Source organism: Pseudomonas sp. BF-R-26 (assembly GCF_019947395.1).
In the GTDB taxonomy this organism is placed as follows: domain Bacteria; phylum Pseudomonadota; class Gammaproteobacteria; order Pseudomonadales; family Pseudomonadaceae; genus Aquipseudomonas; species Aquipseudomonas farris.
Genome location: NZ_JAGYGK010000028.1, coordinates 1 through 17,709, shown reverse-complemented (window position 1 = coordinate 17,709; position 17,709 = coordinate 1). Strand labels below are relative to the sequence as shown.

The 17,709-nt window shown below is 60.6% G+C and carries 15 protein-coding genes; 4 read left to right on the top strand and 11 right to left on the bottom strand.

Annotated features, from left to right (window positions below; all coding sequences use genetic code 11):
• Positions 1–65: 65 nt before the first annotated feature.
• From KGB18_RS28920 to KGB18_RS28890, 7 genes are all read right to left on the bottom strand, one after another.
• Positions 66–1,091 (bottom strand): Gfo/Idh/MocA family protein, encoded by a 1,026-nt coding sequence (locus KGB18_RS28920; RefSeq protein ID WP_201060774.1) that lies wholly within the window; start codon positions 1,089–1,091, stop codon positions 66–68.
• Between the two features lie 31 nt (positions 1,092–1,122).
• The gene (gene iolD / locus KGB18_RS28915; protein ID WP_223570922.1) at positions 1,123–3,054 is read right to left on the bottom strand and encodes a 3D-(3,5/4)-trihydroxycyclohexane-1,2-dione acylhydrolase (decyclizing); all 1,932 of its coding nucleotides are present in this window, start codon (positions 3,052–3,054) and stop codon (positions 1,123–1,125) included.
• Between the two features lie 153 nt (positions 3,055–3,207).
• Positions 3,208–4,029 (bottom strand): TIM barrel protein, encoded by an 822-nt coding sequence (locus KGB18_RS28910; protein ID WP_223570921.1) that lies wholly within the window; start codon positions 4,027–4,029, stop codon positions 3,208–3,210.
• 25 nt (positions 4,030–4,054) lie between these two features.
• Entirely contained in the window at positions 4,055–5,557 is a 1,503-nt protein-coding gene (locus tag KGB18_RS28905) for a CoA-acylating methylmalonate-semialdehyde dehydrogenase (protein ID WP_223570920.1), read from the bottom strand.
• Between the two features lie 44 nt (positions 5,558–5,601).
• Positions 5,602–6,444, bottom strand: coding sequence for a 5-deoxy-glucuronate isomerase (gene iolB, locus KGB18_RS28900; RefSeq protein WP_123722245.1), 843 nt, complete (start codon positions 6,442–6,444; stop codon positions 5,602–5,604).
• Positions 6,441–7,334, bottom strand: a complete 894-nt coding sequence (gene iolE, locus KGB18_RS28895) for a myo-inosose-2 dehydratase (RefSeq protein WP_201060779.1) — start codon at positions 7,332–7,334, stop codon at positions 6,441–6,443. Before iolE ends, iolB begins: the two co-directional genes overlap by 4 nt.
• Positions 7,335–7,505: 171 nt before the next feature.
• A complete protein-coding gene (locus KGB18_RS28890) occupies positions 7,506–9,443 on the bottom strand; it encodes a bifunctional 5-dehydro-2-deoxygluconokinase/5-dehydro-2-deoxyphosphogluconate aldolase (RefSeq protein WP_223570919.1) in 1,938 nt (645 codons plus the stop codon).
• A gap of 310 nt (positions 9,444–9,753) precedes the next feature.
• Between KGB18_RS28890 and KGB18_RS28885 the strand changes: the two genes are divergently transcribed.
• Together KGB18_RS28885 and KGB18_RS28880 are read left to right on the top strand one after the other, a co-directional pair.
• Entirely contained in the window at positions 9,754–10,674 is a 921-nt protein-coding gene (locus KGB18_RS28885) for a MurR/RpiR family transcriptional regulator (protein ID WP_052966863.1), read from the top strand.
• Between the two features lie 90 nt (positions 10,675–10,764).
• On the top strand, positions 10,765–11,376 hold the full coding sequence (locus KGB18_RS28880; RefSeq protein WP_123722243.1) for a glutathione S-transferase: 612 nt from the start codon (positions 10,765–10,767) through the stop codon (positions 11,374–11,376).
• A 152-nt stretch (positions 11,377–11,528) separates the two neighbouring features.
• Here the strand turns inward: KGB18_RS28880 and KGB18_RS28875 are convergent, their stop codons facing one another.
• On the bottom strand, positions 11,529–12,068 hold the full coding sequence (locus KGB18_RS28875; protein ID WP_123722242.1) for a hypothetical protein: 540 nt from the start codon (positions 12,066–12,068) through the stop codon (positions 11,529–11,531).
• A 232-nt stretch (positions 12,069–12,300) separates the two neighbouring features.
• Positions 12,301–13,251: a hypothetical protein gene (locus tag KGB18_RS28870; protein ID WP_123722241.1), complete on the bottom strand. Its 951-nt coding sequence runs from the start codon at positions 13,249–13,251 to the stop codon at positions 12,301–12,303.
• Positions 13,252–13,522: 271 nt separating this feature from the next.
• Between KGB18_RS28870 and KGB18_RS28865 the strand changes: the two genes are divergently transcribed.
• Positions 13,523–14,206, top strand: coding sequence for a response regulator transcription factor (locus KGB18_RS28865; protein ID WP_052966859.1), 684 nt, complete (start codon positions 13,523–13,525; stop codon positions 14,204–14,206).
• Positions 14,184–15,578, top strand: a complete 1,395-nt coding sequence (locus KGB18_RS28860; protein WP_223570918.1) for a sensor histidine kinase — start codon at positions 14,184–14,186, stop codon at positions 15,576–15,578. Before KGB18_RS28865 ends, KGB18_RS28860 begins: the two co-directional genes overlap by 23 nt.
• Before the next feature lie 191 nt (positions 15,579–15,769).
• Here KGB18_RS28860 and KGB18_RS28855 read toward each other — a convergent pair whose 3' ends face one another.
• Together KGB18_RS28855 and KGB18_RS28850 are read right to left on the bottom strand one after the other, a co-directional pair.
• Positions 15,770–16,276 carry a DinB family protein gene (locus KGB18_RS28855; protein ID WP_123722239.1) on the bottom strand — a complete coding sequence of 169 codons (507 nt, stop codon included), beginning with the start codon at positions 16,274–16,276 and terminating at the stop codon, positions 15,770–15,772.
• Positions 16,277–16,520: 244 nt separating this feature from the next.
• The gene (locus KGB18_RS28850) at positions 16,521–17,639 is read right to left on the bottom strand and encodes an NAD(P)/FAD-dependent oxidoreductase (protein WP_123722238.1); all 1,119 of its coding nucleotides are present in this window, start codon (positions 17,637–17,639) and stop codon (positions 16,521–16,523) included.
• Between the last annotated feature and the right edge of the window lie 70 nt (positions 17,640–17,709).

The following is a 17,709-nucleotide window of genomic DNA, read 5'->3' as shown; positions in this document are numbered from 1 at the left end:
TCAAAAGATCGCAGCCTGCGGCAGCTCCTACATGATCGATGAGTGTCAGCGAAGATCAGGTTTTGTTAGCCGTAGAAACGGGGGCGGTCTGGCAGGCCGACTTTTACGATCTGGCCGCTGTTCTGCGCTTCGATGCAGGCATCAGCCGCCACCGCCGCCGCGTAACCATCCCACGCCGACGGCCCGCCGACCTGCCCGGCCCGCACGCCATCGATAAACGCCTGCAACTCGACGTCATACGCGGCGATGAAGCGATCCTTCCAGTCCATCAGAATCGCATTCGACAGCTTCGCCCCGCTGCGTAACTGAACCTGCGACGGCTCCGGCAGTTTGGCGATGCCGGTCTCCCCCACCACTTCGCACTGGATGTCGTAGCCGTATTGGCAATTGACGAACACTTCCACATCGATGCGCGTGCCCTTGGCGGTTTCCAGCAGCACGATCTGCGGGTCTTTCAAATGAGCGTGGGCCTTGCTGGTCTTGCGTGGGAACACCACCTGCACCGACACATAATCGTCGTCGAGCAACCAGCGCAACACGTCCAGCTCATGGATCAGTGTGTCGGTGATCGCCATGTCGGTCTTGTAGTTCTCGCCCACGGTCGGGTTGCGGTGGGCGCAATGCAGCATCAACGGCTCGCCGATCTGGCCGCTGTCGATCACGGCTTTCAACGCCCGATAACCTTCATCGTATGGGCGCATGAAACCGACCTGCACCAGACGCTTGCCGTGGGCCACTTCGGCCTCGACGATCTTGCGGCAGCCTTCGGCGGTGACCGCCAGCGGCTTTTCGCAGAACACCGGTTTGCCCGCGGCAATCGCCGCCAGTACGAACTCTTCGTGGCTCGGGCCCCAAGAGGTCACGAGGATCGCTTCGACTTCCGGTGCCTTGATCAGCGCATGACCGTCGGGATAGACCTCGGCAGTCAGTTTCAGATCGGAAACGACCTTGGCCGCTTGCTGCAAATTGATGTCGGTGACCGCGACAACCTGGCTGTTGAGCAAGGTCTGGCTGCAACGACGGATATGATCCTGGCCGATGGCCCCGGTGCCGATAACGCCGATCCGCAACGAATTGGAAAGCAAAGACATATAAACACTCCTGTGGGTTCGTTCAGGGCAATCAGTATTGACGGGCCTTGGCCAGTCGCTCATTGAGGGTCTTGGCCACCGCATCGGTGCGGGCGCTGGTGGAGACTTGCGCCACGCCGACCCGCCACCACGACAGGTATTTGTGAATCATGGTTTTGGGCAGGACCTTGATATCGATCAGCGTCGACACCGTCTGCAACCGCGCATCCGCCAACGCAGCTTGCAACTCTTCAACGGTGTTCACTTTGTAAGTCTTGCAGCCGTACGCCGCTGCGCTCATGGCGAAATCCACCGGCACGAAGCCGCCATCGAGCTTGCCGGTTTCCGGATTACGGAAACGGAACTCGGTGCCGAAGCTGTCCATGCCGTGTTCCATTTGCAGGTTGTTGATGCAGCCGAAGGTCATGTTGTCCAGCAGCACCACGTTGATCTTGCGTCGCTCCTGGATCGAGGTCGCCAGCTCCGAGTGCAGCATCATGTAGGAGCCGTCGCCCACCAGTGCGTAGACCTCGCGCTCAGGCTCGGCGAGCTTCACGCCCAGTGCGGCGTTCACCTCGTAACCCATGCACGAATAACCGTACTCGACGTGGTAAGTGTTCACGCCCTTGCTACGCCAGCTGCGCTGCAAGTCACCGGGCAGACTGCCGGCGGCGGCGACGATCACGGCGTCATCGGCCAGGGTTTCATTGAGCACGCCGAGCACCCGGCTCTGGGTCAGGCAGGAACCGGTCAGCTCGATGAATTCGCGCAGCACTGCCGGATCCAGGTGATCGTTGATTTCGGGGACGAAATCTTTCGCCTGGTATTCGACCTGATAAATTCGATCGACTTCCTCATCCAGTTGCGCCTTGGCCTGGCGAGGTTGATCGCCCCAGCTGGAGCGATAGTCGCCCAACGCTTCGGCCAGTGCCTGCAAACCGGTTTTGGCGTCCGCCAGCAGCTGCACGCCGTCGAGCTTCAGGGCATCGCAGGGGCTGATATTGAGGTTGAGAAATTGCACATCCGGGTGCTTGAACAAGGACTTCGACGCGGTGGTGAAATCGCTGTAGCGAGTACCCACACCGATAATCAAATCAGCATCCTTGGCCAACAGATTCGCCGCCAGGCAACCGGTTTCGCCGATCCCGCCGACGTTCAGCGGATGGCTGGACACCACCGCGCTTTTGCCGGCCTGGGTTTCGGCGAAAGGAATATCGAAGCGCTCGGCGAACGCCTGCAACGCTGCGTTTGCGCCGGAGTATTTGACCCCACCGCCGCAGATGATCAGTGGCTTGCGCTTGCCTTTGAACAGGGCTAACGCATCACCGAGCATCGCTTCGGTGGCCGGGCGGCGCTCGATGCGGTGCACGCGTTTTTGCAGGAAGTAATCGGGATAGTCGTAAGCCTCGGCCTGCACGTCTTGCGGCAAGGCCAGGGTCACCGCGCCGGTTTCGGCGGGGTCGGTGAGCACGCGCATGGCGTGGATCGCCGCGGTCATCAGTTGCTCGGGACGGTTGATCCGGTCCCAGTATTTGCTCACGGCCTTGAACGCATCGTTGGTGCTGATGCTCAGGTCGTGAAACTGCTCGATCTGCTGCAACACCGGGTCGGGTTGGCGGCACGCATAAACGTCGCCGGGCAACAACAGCAAGGGAATACGGTTGGCGGTGGCCGTCGCGGCAGCGGTCAGCATGTTCGCCGCACCCGGGCCCACCGATGAAGAACAGGCGTAGATCTTGCGCCGCAGGTGTTGCTTGGCGAAACCGATGGCGGCGTGGGCCATGCCTTGCTCGTTGCGCCCCTGATGGACGATCAGGTCGCCGCTGTCCTGTTCCAGGGCTTGCCCCAGACCCAGCACGTTACCGTGGCCGAAAATGGTAAAGATCCCGGTGACGAATTTGCTCTGAACCCCATCGACCTCGATGTACTGGTTATCGAGGAATTTCACCAGGGCCTGGGCCATGGTCAGTCTTGTTGTGGTCATGTTTGCACCTTCCTTTGAAGCTAAATCCGGTGTGTGCTGTGGAATGCGATCAACTGTGGGAGCGGGCTTGCCCGCGATAGCGATCTACCTGACACATCAATGTTGAATGTGCTGCCGCCATCGCGGGCAAGCCCGCTCCCACAGGGTTCTCCATTAACCTTGGGATTTCTGCAGGTGATCCATGCTCGCGCCAATCGCCGTCTGGATATCCGCCAGGCCATGGACGCTGTCGGCGAACGGTTCGAACGACAGGTAGCCGCTGTAGCCGGTAGCGAGCAGGGTTTCGATCTGCGCCGCGTTGCCGAGGATGTCGCCCTCGCCCACCAGCACCCGATGGCCGTCGCGGATGGTCGCCAGCGGTGCCTCGGCATCTTCGACACCGGAGATGTGCACCAGCCCGGTCAGCTCGGGGAAGAACTCATGTTCGCAGGCCAGGTGATGGTGAAAGGTGTCATGCACCAGACGGAACACATCCAGCCCACCGATGGCCTTGATTGCATCGACTGCGGTGCGTTTGCGCCGCAGCGAACACTCTTCGAAACCCAGCGGCTCGATGAAACCGAGGATGCCGTGATCACGCAGGATCGGCGCCAGTTCACTCAACGCCGTGCGCAGCCCGGAAGCACGCTGCGCTTCGGTTCGTGGATCGGCGCGGTCGTTCAACGGGCACATCACCAAACCCTGCGCGCCGCAATCACGGGCATACGCAGCAAGCTTCAGCGCGTGTGCGCGGCGCTCGTCATTCCAGACATCGAACGGATACAGCGCGTTGATCGACAGCACGGTGATGCCTTTGGCCGCGCACAGCTCACGCACGTGTTCGGGCGCGGTGCCGTCCTCGATCTCGACGCCCTTGAGGTCGTTGCGGATCTCGATGGCATCGGCCTTGAGCGTCACCGCCAACTCGATGAACGCGGGCAGGGACAAACGTGGGGCGACCATACGGTTCAGGGCGAAACGCAGGGGTTTGCTCATTTTTGTTGTTCTCCGCACAAGTGAATTATTTGGCAGTCGGCATGCTGAATTCAGCGCCCTTGGCGATGCTGTCGGGCCAGCGCTGCATCACGCTTTTGTAGCGGCTGTAGAAGCGGATGCCTTCTTCACCGTAAGCGTGGTGATCACCGAACAGCGAGCGCTTCCAGCCGCCAAACGAGTGCCAGGCCATCGGTACCGGAATCGGTACGTTGATGCCGACCATGCCGACCTTGATGTTGCGGGCAAACGAGCGAGCAATGCCGCCATCGCTGGTGAAACAGGACACGCCATTGCCGAACTCATGGGCGTTGATCAGTGCCACGGCGCTGGCGAAATCCGGCACGCGCACGATGCCCAGCACCGGGCCGAAGATCTCTTGTTGGTAAATGCTCATCTCGGTCGTGACGTTGTCGAACAGCGTCGCGCCAACGAAGAAGCCATTCTCGGCGCCCGGCACCTTGAAGTTGCGCCCGTCGACAATCAGCTGCGCGCCCTGGGCCACGCCTTCGCCGATAAAGCCCTCGACCTTGGCTTTGTGCTCGGCGGTCACCAGCGGCCCCATGTCGCTGTCGCTCTGCATGCCGTTGCCGACTTTCAGTTGATCAATGCGCGGCAACAGTTTGGCAATCAGTTGGTCGCCGACATCACCGACGGCCACGGCAATCGAAATCGCCATGCAGCGCTCACCGGCCGAGCCGTACGCGGCGCCGATCAGCGCATCGGCCGCTTGATCCAGATCGGCATCGGGCATGACGATCATGTGGTTCTTCGCCCCGCCCAGCGCCTGTACGCGTTTGCCGCGCGAAGTCGCTTGCTGGTGGATGTACTCGGCAATCGGCGTCGAACCGACAAAGGAAATCGCCTCGATGTCCAGGTGTTGCAGCAAGGCGTCGACCGCTGTCTTGTCGCCCTGGACCACGTTGAACACACCGTCCGGCAAACCGGCTTCGGTCAATAATTTCGCCATCAGCAAACTGGCCGACGGGTCGCGCTCGGACGGTTTGAGGATGAAACAGTTACCGGTGACCAGCGCAATCGGGATCATCCACAGCGGCACCATCACCGGGAAGTTGAACGGGGTAACGCCGGCACAAACACCCAACGGCTGGCGCAGGTTCCAGTTGTCGATGCCACCGCCAATGTTGTCGCTGAACTCGGTTTTCAGCAGGTTCGGCGCACCGCAGGCGTACTCGACGATTTCGATGCCGCGCGTCACTTCGCCCTTGGCGTCCGAGAACACCTTGCCGTGTTCGCGGCTGATGATTTCCGCCAGTTCGTTGTGATGACGGTCGAGCAGTTCCTTGAACTTGAACATCACCCGCGAACGGCGCAGGGACGATTGCTCGGACCACGCCGGGAACGCCTTCAGCGCTGAGGCGACGGCGTCGTCCACGGTTTTCTGACTGGCCAGCCCGACTCGCGCCTGAACGCTACCGGTGGCCGGATTGAAGACATTGCTGAACCGCTCGCTGCCGCTGTCCTGCACCTGACCGTCGATGTAATGACCTATTACCGGGGCGTCACTCATTGTTCTTGTTCTCCGTTCGGATGTTGTAATTCAGGCTTTTTAGTTCAGAGATCAAGCAGCCAACTGTGCTGCGGATCGTTATGGAACTGCCAGACGCGTTTCGGTCCGGCCATCACGTTCAGGTAATACGACTCGTAGCCGTAGGGCACGCTGACCGGGTGATAGCCCTTGGGCACGACCACCAGATCACTGTTTTCCACGGCCATGGCCTGATCAATGCTGCGGTCGTCGGTATAGACCCGCTGGAACACGAAACCCTGGGGCGGGTTGATCTGGTGGTAATAGGTTTCTTCGAGAAAGCTCTGATGCGGCAGATCGTCGGTGTCGTGCTTGTGCGGCGGGTAGCTCGACGAGTGCCCGGACGGTGTGCGCACTTCCACCACCAGCAGCGAATGGGCCGGTTCGGTGTCTGGCAGGATGTCGCAGACGTAGCGGGTGTTGGCGCCCTTGCCGCGCACGCTGCGTTTCATGCTGTCGGGTTTGATCAGCCGTGGGCTGTAGGAGCTGCCGAAGGCTGCGATCTTTTCGCTTTTAGCTTCAGTAGTGGAGCCAGGCGCAGAGCAAACGGCGATTTGCACGTCGCTGAGCGCGACCACTTGCGCCTGACTGCCCGGTGGCAAGTACGCCGCGAACGGCGATTTGTCTTCGAACACCGATTGGCGATCGCCAATGTTGTCCCAATCGAACGCGCCCTGCCCCGGCGCTTCACCCTTGATGCTGACCCGGCCGCTGAGCAGCACCAGGCACAGTTCCTTGTCGCCGGCGCTGACAGGCAGGGTTTCGCCGAGGCTCAGGCGGTAAGCGGCGAAGCCGACGTATTCCAGCTCCCCTTGCCCCAACTCAACCATGGTCCGGCCGCGTGCATTGCTTTTGACCAACAGGCTCATCGCGCGGTCCTCTCGTTGAGCAGTGCGCGTAAGGTGTCATAGCCTTTTTTGGCGTAGACGTAACTCGGTGCCACCGCTGGATCCTGCTCGGCTTCCACCACCAGCCAACCGTGGTAATCGGCGCCCAGCAGGACGTCGAGCAAGGCGCCGAAGTCGATGTCGCCATCGCCGGGCACGGTGAACGTGCCGTTGATGATGCAGTCCGGGAAGCTCCACAGGTTGTTGCGCGCCAGTTGCACCACCGGTTTGCGCACGTCCTTGAAATGCACGTGGCAGATGCGTTCGATGTGTTTGCGCAGCACCTGCAAGGGTTCACCGCCGCCCATGTAGCAGTGGCCCGAATCGAACAGCAGGCCGACTTCACTGCCGGTCAACGCCATCAGTTTGTCGATATCGGCCGGAGATTCGACATAGGCGCCCATGTGATGGTGATACGCCAGGCGCACGCCCTGGGACAAGGTGAAGCGTGCCAGTTCGGTGAGTTTGTCGGCGTATTCCTGCCACGCCTGCTCGGTATGGAAACGTGGGCGCTCGACCAGCGGAATGCGCTGGCCTTGAATCGAGTCAGCGACTTCGCCATAGACCAGCACCTTGGCGCCGTTCTTTGCCAGCAGCTCGACATGGCTGCCGATGGCGTCGATTTCCTCGGCCACGGAACGGCGGGCCAGACGGCTGGAATACCAGCCGGAGACCAGCGCCAGATCGTAAGGCCGCAGCACGTCACCGACGCCTTTGGCATCCTTGGGGAATTTACCGTTGAGTTCGAAGCCTTCGTAGCCGATTTCCTTGCCTTCGCTGAGGGCGGTGCTCAACGGCGTCTCGCCACCGAGGGACGGCAAGTCGTCGTTGCTCCAGGAGATCGGGTTGATGCCAATTCGGATAGCGGGCATGGCTGCACCTTTTATTGTTTTACATAACCAGTAAGAGCGGCACAAAACCCTGTGGGAGTGGCGGTGCGACGATTCGACTTGCCCGCGATAGCGATCTAGCTGTCACATTTATGTTGAATGTGCCGCCGTCATCGCGGGCAAGCCCGCTCCCACAGGTATTGCGGTGTTCCATCAAGCGCGGGCTGTGCGCCAGGCGTCGATCAATTCGACGAACGTGCCCTGCACCTGGCGGATCAGCGTTTCGTCGTCGATTTCACCGGCCAACCACGCGCGGCTCGGCTCCTGGAAAATCGTCCGGCCTACGGCGAAACCTCGGCAGGTCTGGCTCTGGCTGGCCTGCTGAAACCCTTCGGCCAAGGCCGCCGCTGGCGCATTCAGGCCCAGCAGCACCACGCCACGGCAATACGGATCGCGTTCTTGAATCAGTTCATCGAGCTGTTTCCATTCCTCGGCGCTTTGCGCTTCGATCTTCCACCACGCCGGGTAGATGCCCAGGTTGTAGAGGCGTTTGAGCGCGCGATACAGCACGTCCGGATGCGTCGACGGGTGATCCTTGGGCGGAATGATTTCCAGCAGCAGTTCATGACCGCTGACTTGCGAGGCTTGATACAAACCCTTGATCTGCGCTTCCTGCTCCAGACGCAGCAACGGCTCGTCGTCGGGGTGGAATTGCACCAGGCATTTGATGATCTGCTCTTGTGGCCAGGCGATCAGGTTGCTGCCGATCGAGCGCCCGTGTTCGAACGCCAATGGCCGCGAACCCTGCACTTCCACCGGCCGTGCCACCCACCAGCCGCGACCGGTGGCAGCGTTCAGCGAGTCCTGACCGAAGCGTTGATCGGCCAGCAAGCCGACATCAGCCTCGACGCCCTGCTCACGAAAATCCGCTTCGACCCGCTCCACGGCTTTGATAAAGAGTTGTTTGAGTTCGCCGATAGCGTTCAGATCGCGCCCGCCCTTGTGGGCCAGCTCCACCAATTGCCCGCGATGGTCGAAGGCGAAGATGAACAGTTGCTTCCACTGTTTGCGCGGCACGCTGACTTGATGCAGACGCTGCAACACGGCGTCCTGATCCGGCCGGGTGATCGGTACCGGGCTGTTGAATAGATAGTCGAGTTCGGCGCGGGTCGGCATCGCCGGGGCGCAGGCATGGCGCGACACCACCAGACCGCCGCAGGCATTGGCCAACTGGCAGCAGCGCTCGTCGCTGGCGTCCTCCAGCCAGCCGCTGAGGAAACCCGACATGAAGGCATCGCCGGCCCCCAGCACATTCAGCACTTCGACGCGCACGCCGGGGTAGATCGCGCCATCTTCGAGACGCGCCGGAATCACCCCATGAATCACCGTGCAGCCTTGCGGGCCAAGCTTGACCACCAATGTGGCCGAGCTCAGTTGCCGGACATTTCGCAGCGCAGTGAGCAAATCCTCGGAACCGCCGGCAATCAAAAACTCTTCTTCAGTGCCAACGATCAGGTCGAAACGCGAAAGAATTTTCTGTACGTGCTGGCTGACGTTCTGATCGGCGACGAACCGGGTTTCGCCGTCCGCCTTGCCGGCCAGCCCCCAGAGCACCGGGCGATAATCGATGTCCAGCACCCGTTTGACGTTGTGCTTCTCGGCATAGTCCAGCGCCTGGATGCTCGCCTTGTAGACGCCGTCGGTGGAGAAATGGGTGCCGGTGATCAGCAAGGTTTTGCTGGAGGCGATAAAGGCTTCGTTGATGTCTTCGGCGCGCAACGCCATGTCGGCGCAATTTTCGCGGTAGAACACCAGGGGAAAGGTTTCGCGGTCCTTGAGGCCCAGCAGGACCATGGCGGTCAGGCGTTCCGGATCGACCTTGATGCCGCTGACGTCGCAGCCTTCACGGGTCAGCGATTCAACGAGGAAGCGGCCCATGTGGTCGTCCCCCACCCGGCTCAGCATCGCCGATTTCAGACCCAGCCGAGCGGTGCCGAAAGCGATGTTGGCGGACGAACCACCGAGGTATTTGGCGAAACTGCTCACATCCTCCAGCCGCGCCCCGACTTGCTGCGCATAGAGGTCGACGCCTAGGCGCCCCAGGCAAATCAGATCCAATTGACGCCCACTGGCAAAACGAGTCTGGCCCATGCTGGCTCCTGTTATTTTTATCAGCCTGCGTTCGGGGCGATGAAGGCACCGAACACTCTTGGTGGATGCAGACTAAAACGACCGGGACCGAACAATCAATAATTATTCTAAATATTTTTTACGTGGAATATTTTTTCCAATAAACTTTCACACAAGCGTTCCAGACACAGTGCATCGTTTCAGCAGACCCCATGGCAGCCGCAAGCTCAAGATTTTATTCCGGCCTACCCTGTAGACTGCGCACAGCCAACCTATTGTCAGGGGATGACCCGCCTGTCATCTCTATGAGAACAAGCCAGAAGGATTCCTTATGTCCCGCACCGATCAGCCGGCTACGACCGAGAGCACGCCCGACAGCGATCTCGCCAGCCCTCCGATCAACGCCGAGCGTTTGTTGCAGCTGATCACCGATGAATACGAAAGCCTGCCGCGCCAGCTCAAACGCATCGCCAGCTACATGAGCCAGCAGAGCGACCGGATCATGGTCGACCGCATCAGCGACATCGCCCGTGAATGCGAAGTGCACCCATCGGCCATCGTGCGTTTTTCCCAGCGTTTCGGCTTCAGTGGTTTCAGCGAAATGCAGGCGCTGTTTCGCGAGGCTTACACCCACAAAACCACGCCGGTGCAGAACTACCAGCAACGCATCCGCAGCATGATCGCCAACAAGTCGCAGAAGGCCAGCGGGGGCGATCTGGCGCGCGAATGCATCAATGCCACCCTGTCGGGCATTGAACGGCTGGGGCTGGAACTCGATGACCAGGCCTTCGACAAAGCCGTGGACCTGGTGGTGAATGCCGACAACATCTACGTGGTCGGGGTGCGCCGCTCGTTCGCGGTGGCCGATTACCTGGTCTACAACCTGCAACACACCAATAAGCGCATCCACCTGGTGTCGGGCCTCGGCGGCAGTTACCGCGAGCAGATGCGCAGCGTGCGCGCCAATGACCTGGTGATCGCCATCAGCTTCACGCCCTACGGCAAGGAAACCCAGCACTGTCTGCGTATTGCCCAGCACAATCAGGCGAAAACCCTGATCATCACCGACAGCAACCTTTCCCCTTTGGCCAAGCGCGCCAACACCGTGCTGTTGGTCAACGAAGGCAGTTCGTTTGCCTTCCGCTCGCTGAGTGCGACCTTGTGCCTGTGCCAGGCGCTGTTTATCGCCGTGGCTTATCGACTGGAATTGAAGGTCGATGAGATTCATGAGCAGGTAGGCTTTGAGGATTAGCCTTTGAGGATTAGCACGAGGCCGTTTGCAGGTCGCTGAACCTCAGCTAAGGTTGTCCATCCCCCAAGGACCGTCTGAAGGAAAGGCTCAATGAAACTGATCGGCATGCTGGATTCGCCCTACGTGCGACGCGTCGCCATTTCCGCCAAGTGCCTGGGCATACCGCTGGAGCACGATTCGGTTTCGGTGTTCAGAAACTTCGAGCAGTTCCAGCAGATCAACCCCGTGGTGAAGGCGCCGACCCTGGTGCTGGATGATGGCGAGGTGTTGATGGATTCGACGCTGATCATCGATTACCTGGAGGCTCTGGCCGCGCCGGGTAAAAGCCTGATACCCAACAATCTGGAGCAACGCTTGCGCTCGCTACGACTGATCGGCCTGACGTTGGCGGCGTGCGAAAAGTCGGTTCAGCTTTACTACGAACGCAACCTGCGGCCAGCGGAGATTCAGTACGCGCCCTGGGTGGAACGGGTCGAAGTGCAATTGGCCGCGGCGTATTCGGCGCTGGAGCGGGAGTTGGAAAAACAGCCGCTGAAAACCGACGGTTCGATTGCGCAGGACGGGATTACCCTGGCGGTGGCCTGGAGCTTTACCAACCTGATGGTGCCGGATCAGGTGCAGGCCGCGCAGTTTCCGCGGATCAGCGCGTTCACAGAGTATGCCGAGGGGCTTGAGGTGTTTGTCGCTACGCCGATTAACTGAGCCACAACGATCGTTCCCACGCTCTGCGTGGGAACGATCGTCAGCGCCCACATGATCGGCGCATGACCTGTAGAAGCGAGCGGTGCGGCGATCCGACTTGCCCGCGAAGGCGTCCTCAAGCATTCCATTTCTGCCGCGCCCGGCACCGATCTTCAGCTGGAAAACACGTAGTGTCCTTTGACCTTCTTCGAGCCGAGGAATCCCAGGTCCGGGAACAACAGCGTTTTGAGGTACGCGACAAAAAACACCATGCCCAGGGTGATCCCGGCACCGACGAGCGTCAGCAGCGGATCTTCCTCAAACCCCTGGAACATTCGCGGAAACTGGCTCAGGGACAGGATCACGTAAATGGTGTAGGCCTGCGCAACGTTCTTATAAAAGCCCCAGGCGAACAGCAGCGGCACCCCTGCGGCAAACAGGGTAAAAAACACGGCGGCACCTGGTCCGATCATCGAGCCGAGGAAGAACCCGAAGACTGCACCGAGCAACGCTTGAGCAATCGTCAGAAAAAGTAATGTCTTGATCTTGCCGGAGTGCCGCTGACACAGCGCAGGGTCCGCATAGGCACCGATCCAGTACGCCAGCACCCGATCCTTGATCTCGCCGCCGGACAGCGTCTTGAAAATTTCGGTCTTCGAACACCCGCTTTCGAGCATCGCCACCAGTTGCCGTTTGCTTTCCTTTTTGTCCAAGGTATTTCTCCTGTCAGGCAACACAACATTAAAAGTGGGAGCGGATGTGCTCCCGATGGGGCGATTCTCGCTGCTTGGGCATCAGAAAAGCAAAACGCCGCTTCTACCGGAGATAGAAGCGGCGCAGGCAAGCGCCTCGAAGGGGTCACGTGAGCAAGGCAATCAGAATGATGATCGGGATCGGTACGCCGAGAAGGAGCAGCAATATAGAGCGCATGATGGTTCTCCTGGGTTAGCGAACAGGTGGCAGCGTCGTGGTTGTGGTGGTGGTCACGTAGGCATCGGTTTCCAGGTACTCCACGGCATCCCGACGACGACCGCCGAAGATCGCGGCGAGGCTGGCAAAAAATGCACCGGCCAGCAACGCGACGAACATCCACAACGCGGTCAAGGCTGCGACTTTGGCTGCGGTGTCGGCCGCTTGTTGCGCCGCCAGTTTGGCGTCGGCGACGGCTTTTTGGGTGCGGGCATAGACTTCATCGACACGACGTTCGGCGTCCTCTTGAGTGAGGTTGGTCCGTTGGGCGACCAGTTGTGCCAGGTAGGTCCGATCCTCGGGCGCCAATTGACCGTCGTTACGCAGGCTGCGCGCGAAGATCCGGGTGACGGTGCCATTGACGGCGTCCTCGCTGACGGCGACTGGCCGATCATCGCGAAACAGGCTGTCGACGAAGTAACCGTAAGGGTCACTGTCGGTATTACCGACCGCGCTGCCGGCAGCCTGGGTCATGGCGCTGGCGGTACCGCCGGCGACCGTGGCCCCGGCCTGCACGCCGCCACTGACAATGTTGCTGACCGAGCCGACCACCAGGGTCGCGGTCACCAACGTCGCGATACACCAGGCCAGGAAGCCATGGGCCGTATCGCGGAAGTAGACCTCATCGCCGTGCATGTAGGCCCACCTCACTCGCAGGCGACCGGCGATGTAGCCGCCGAGCCCGGACGCCACGATCTGGGTAAAGGCCAGCCAGACAATCGTCGAGATACCCAGGCTTTTGGCGCTGACGCCTTCATGGGCCCACGGCGAAACCGCCGAAAAACCCAGGCCAAAACCAAGCAGCACGAGGATCAGCGACAACGCCGCAGCCGCCGCGGCCCCGGCGAAGATCGCCGCCCAGGATACGCCCGAGAGCGTGCTGAACTCATCTGCGACAGGATAAAAACCATCAGAGGATCTGTTCATTGTTGTAGTGCTCCAGGCAGGTGTTACAACTCGTCAAACGAGCAATTGCAGTCAACGTGCCAGTCGCGTCACTTGGATAAATCGTTCTATTTCAATGTGTTGAAAACAATGAACTTCTCAGGGTCATGCAGTTTGCAAGGAGCCGGCCATATCGGCGGGTTTTATGCATTGATCAAAACGAGGCCTGCATGAAATTTTATTTAGAAAACCATCGATCATTTCTTGGCAAAATGCCGTGCAACGTCTTGAACACCTAACCAGGCAAGCCCTTATGACCCGCATCTTGACCATCGAAGACGACGCTGTGACCGCCCGGGAAATCGTCGCCGAACTGAGTAGCCACGGCCTCGACGTGGATTGGGTCGACAATGGCCGCGAAGGCCTGGAGCGCGCGGTCAGTGGCGACTACGACCTGATCACCCTCGACCGCATGCTGCCGGAGCTCGATGGTCTGGCGATTGTCACCACCCTGCGCACCATGGGCGTGGCCACGCCGATCCTGATGATCAGCGCCCTCTCCGATGTCGATGAACGGGTTCGCGGCCTGCGCGCCGGCGGCGACGATTACCTGACCAAACCGTTCGCCACCGATGAAATGGCCGCCCGGGTCGAAGTCTTGCTGCGCCGGCAAAACACCGTGACCGCCCAGGCCACCACATTGCGCGTGGCCGATCTGGAGCTGAACCTGATCAGCCACGAGGCCAGCCGCGACAGCCAGTTGCTGACGCTGTTGCCCACCGAGTACAAGTTGCTGGAATTTCTGATGCGCAACACCGGGCAGATTCTGTCGCGGATGATGATTTTCGAAGAGGTCTGGGGTTATCACTTCGACCCTGGCACCAACCTGATCGACGTGCACATCGGCCGGCTGCGCAAAAAGATCGACCCGCCAGGCAAAGTCCCACTGATTCGGACGGTGCGAGGCTCGGGTTATGTCATTGCTGAACCCCTCTAAAGGCTGGCGCTCCTCCAGCAGCCGCTTGCTGGCGCTCTACAGTTCGCTGTTCGTGGCCTGGAGCGGGATTCTCATGGGGGTCATGTATTACGAGGTGTCCAGCTACCTGGACACCCTGGCCAAGCATTCGTTGATGCAACGCCAGCATTTGTTTTCTCGCTTCCAGGGCGAGCAACTGGAGGACGCCCTCGCCGCCAGTGTGACCTTCGACATTCGCGGCATCGATGCCTATGGCCTGTTCGATGACCAGCAGCACTACCTCAGCGGCCCCTTGCGCCAGATCCCCCAAGGCCTGCCGCTGGACGGCAAGATTCACATCCTCAGCGACTGCGTCGACGCCGACGACCCGACTCTGCCCGCCGACGGCTGCGATGCTGCGGCGACCCGGACCCTGGACGGTCGCTGGCTGGTGCTGGTGCGGGACAACGGTTCGCTGTTTGCCGTGACCCGGATCATCCTGCACGCGCTGCTGTGGGGCGTGTCGCTGACCATTCTGCCCGGCATCGCCGGCTGGCATTTATTGAGACGGCGACCGCTGCGGCGGATCCGGGCAATCCAGGCCAGCGCCGAAGCCATCGTCGCCGGTGACCTGACCCGGCGCCTGCCGCTGTCCAACCGCCGTGACGAGCTGGACATGCTCGCCGCCATCGTCAACGCCATGCTCGAACGCATCGAGCGCTTGATGAACGAGGTCAAGGGCGTGTGCGACAACATCGCCCATGACCTGCGCACACCACTGACGCGCTTGCGGGCGCAGCTGTACAGGATTCAGCAGCAGGCCGATGACGGTTCGACGCTGGCCGTGCAACTGGATTCGGTGCTCGGCGAAGCCGATACCTTGATGGCGCGTTTTCGTGGACTGTTGCGAATTTCCGAGCTGGAGGATCGCCAGCGCCGTTCGGGTTTCGTGCAACTGGACCCGGTGCCGTTGCTGCAAGAGTTGCATGACTTTTATCTGCCGCTGGCGGAAGAAGGCGAACTGACTTTTGAACTGCAACTGCCCGAGTCCCTGCCCCGGCTCAACGGCGACCGGGCGCTGCTGTTCGAAGCCGTGGCGAATTTGCTGAGCAACTCGATCAAATTCACACCGCCGGGTGGCAAGGTGATTTTACGTGGGTTGAATGACGCTGGGCATACGCGAATCGAAGTACTCGACTCCGGCCCCGGCATTGCGCTGGCCGAACGTGAAGCGGTGTTCCAGCGCTTCTATCGCGCCGAGGGCGGTAACCCGCAAAGCGGTTTCGGGCTGGGCCTGTCGATCGTCGCGGCGATTGTCAGTTTGCATGGGTTTACGCTGGAAGTCGGCAGCAGCGAACTGGGTGGTGCGCTCTTGGTGCTCGATTGCCGGCAGAGTTTGATTCCTCAGGCTTGACACTCATTCACTGACAAAGAAGCCCCCCTGTGGGAGCGGCCTGTGGCGAGGGGGCTTGCCCCCGTTTGAGTGCGCAGCACTCACAAGATCTTTGGTACATCAGAGATTTTGGGGCTGCTGCGCAGCCCAACGGGGGCGAGCCCCCTCGCCACAGGTCGCTCCCACAGGGATTTGCTTAAGTCAGCGATGACTCAGTACCCCGGAACATCGCGCAGAAATACCGGCAGATCAGTGATCGGCGGCAGGGCCGGAATCTCGACATACATCTGGACCACCCAGCCTCGGTGATAACTGGCGTGGTTGACCACATGCAACAGCATCGCGCCGGCGCTCATGACCCCGCTTTCCCCCGAGACAGAGGTGAATTCGATCGGTTGATCCAGCGAATCGTCGGTCTGGGCCGAGGTCCATCCACAGAACCATTGATCGATCTCCTGTTGCGCCATTCGCAGCTCGGGGAGTTCGGTATGGAGCAGGTCATGGGAGGTTTTGAAGTCGTGCCCTCGGCCCTCCAGATGTGCTTGCCAGATGCAGTCCACCACGTAGATGTGGTTCAAGGTGCCGATGATGTTGTTGAACACCGACACCCGCTTGCGGTTGAGCTCTTCCGGTGGCAGCGCCATGAGGCTGTCGAAGAGTCGCTGATCGGCCCAGCGCCTGTAATCGGCGAGCATGCGGGCAGTGCGTACGTTGATCATCAGAGGTCTCCCATGACGATGGGCGCATTGCCAAGAATAGCCCTCGCGGCTGGCAACATCGTAAACGCTGATCATCGGTCACGCCGTACGCGCCTTTGTAGCAGCTGGCGAAGCCTGCGTTCGGCTGCGCAGCAGTCGTGAATTCAGGCATTGCGGTCTACCAGGTAAACCGCATGGGCAGGTTTTACGACTGCTTCGCAGCCGAACGCAGCCGAACGCAGCCGAACGCAGGCTTCGCCAGCTGCTACAAGGAATGCGGAGCGGCTAGTATTTTTACCACCCGGTCGGCCAGCGCCAGGCAACTGGTCAGCCCCGGAGATTCGATGCCGAACAGGTTGACCAACCCCGGCACGCCATGCACATCCGGGCCGCTGATGACAAAGTCGCTGGCCGCCTCGCTCGGCCCGCTGATCTTCGGGCGAATGCCGCTGTAGGCTGGTTGCAGGCTGTCATCGGGCAACGCCGGCCAGTAGCGCCGGATCGCCTGATAGAAACTTTCGCTACGGCGGGGATCGACGCGGTAATCGACGTGCTCGACCCATTCGACATCCGGCCCGAAACGCGCCTGACCGCCCAGGTCCAGGGTCATGTGCACGCCCAGCCCGGCGCTTTCCGGTGCCGGGTAAACCAGATGCCGGAACGGCGCCGGACCGCTGAAACTGAAATAGCTGCCCTTGCACAGCCAGGCCTTGGGAACGTGCTGCGCTGGCAAGTCTTCGATCCGGCTCGCCACTTCAGGCGCGGACAATCCGGCGCAGTTGATCAACTGACGACAGCTCAACGTCATCGGCTGAGCCCCACCCATGTGCAGCTCGAAACCGTGCCCGGTGCAACGGGCCGATTCCAATGGCGTGTGAAAGGCTATCGAAGTACCGCACGCTTCGGCGTCTGCCTGAAGCGCCAACATCAGGGCATGGGAATCGACGATGCCGGTGGACGGCGACCAGAGCGCGGCAACGCAGGACAACGCCGGTTCAAGCGCCCGCGCCTGCGTGGTACTCAGCCATTGCAGATCATCAACACCGTTGCGCCGGCCCTGCTCCAGCAATGCTTGCAAGGCTCGGCACTGACGGTCATCGGTGGCCACGATCAGCTTGCCGATACGCCGGTAATCGACGCCGCGCTCATCGCAGAAAGCGTACAGCCGTTGCCTGCCCTCCACGCACAATTGCGCCTTGAGACTGCCGCTCGGGTAATAGATACCGGCGTGGATCACTTCCGAGTTGCGCGAGCTGATGCCCACGCCAATCCCCTCGCCCGCCTCGACCAGAATCACTTCTCGCCCGGCCCGAGCCAGCGCCCTGGCTACCGCCAGCCCGACCACACCGGCCCCGACCACCACGCATTCGATATCGACGCTCACCTGCCCTCCACATATTCAAGCCAGCCCTCGCTCCCGATAATCGACCACGCTGGAGATTATCGTGTAGGAG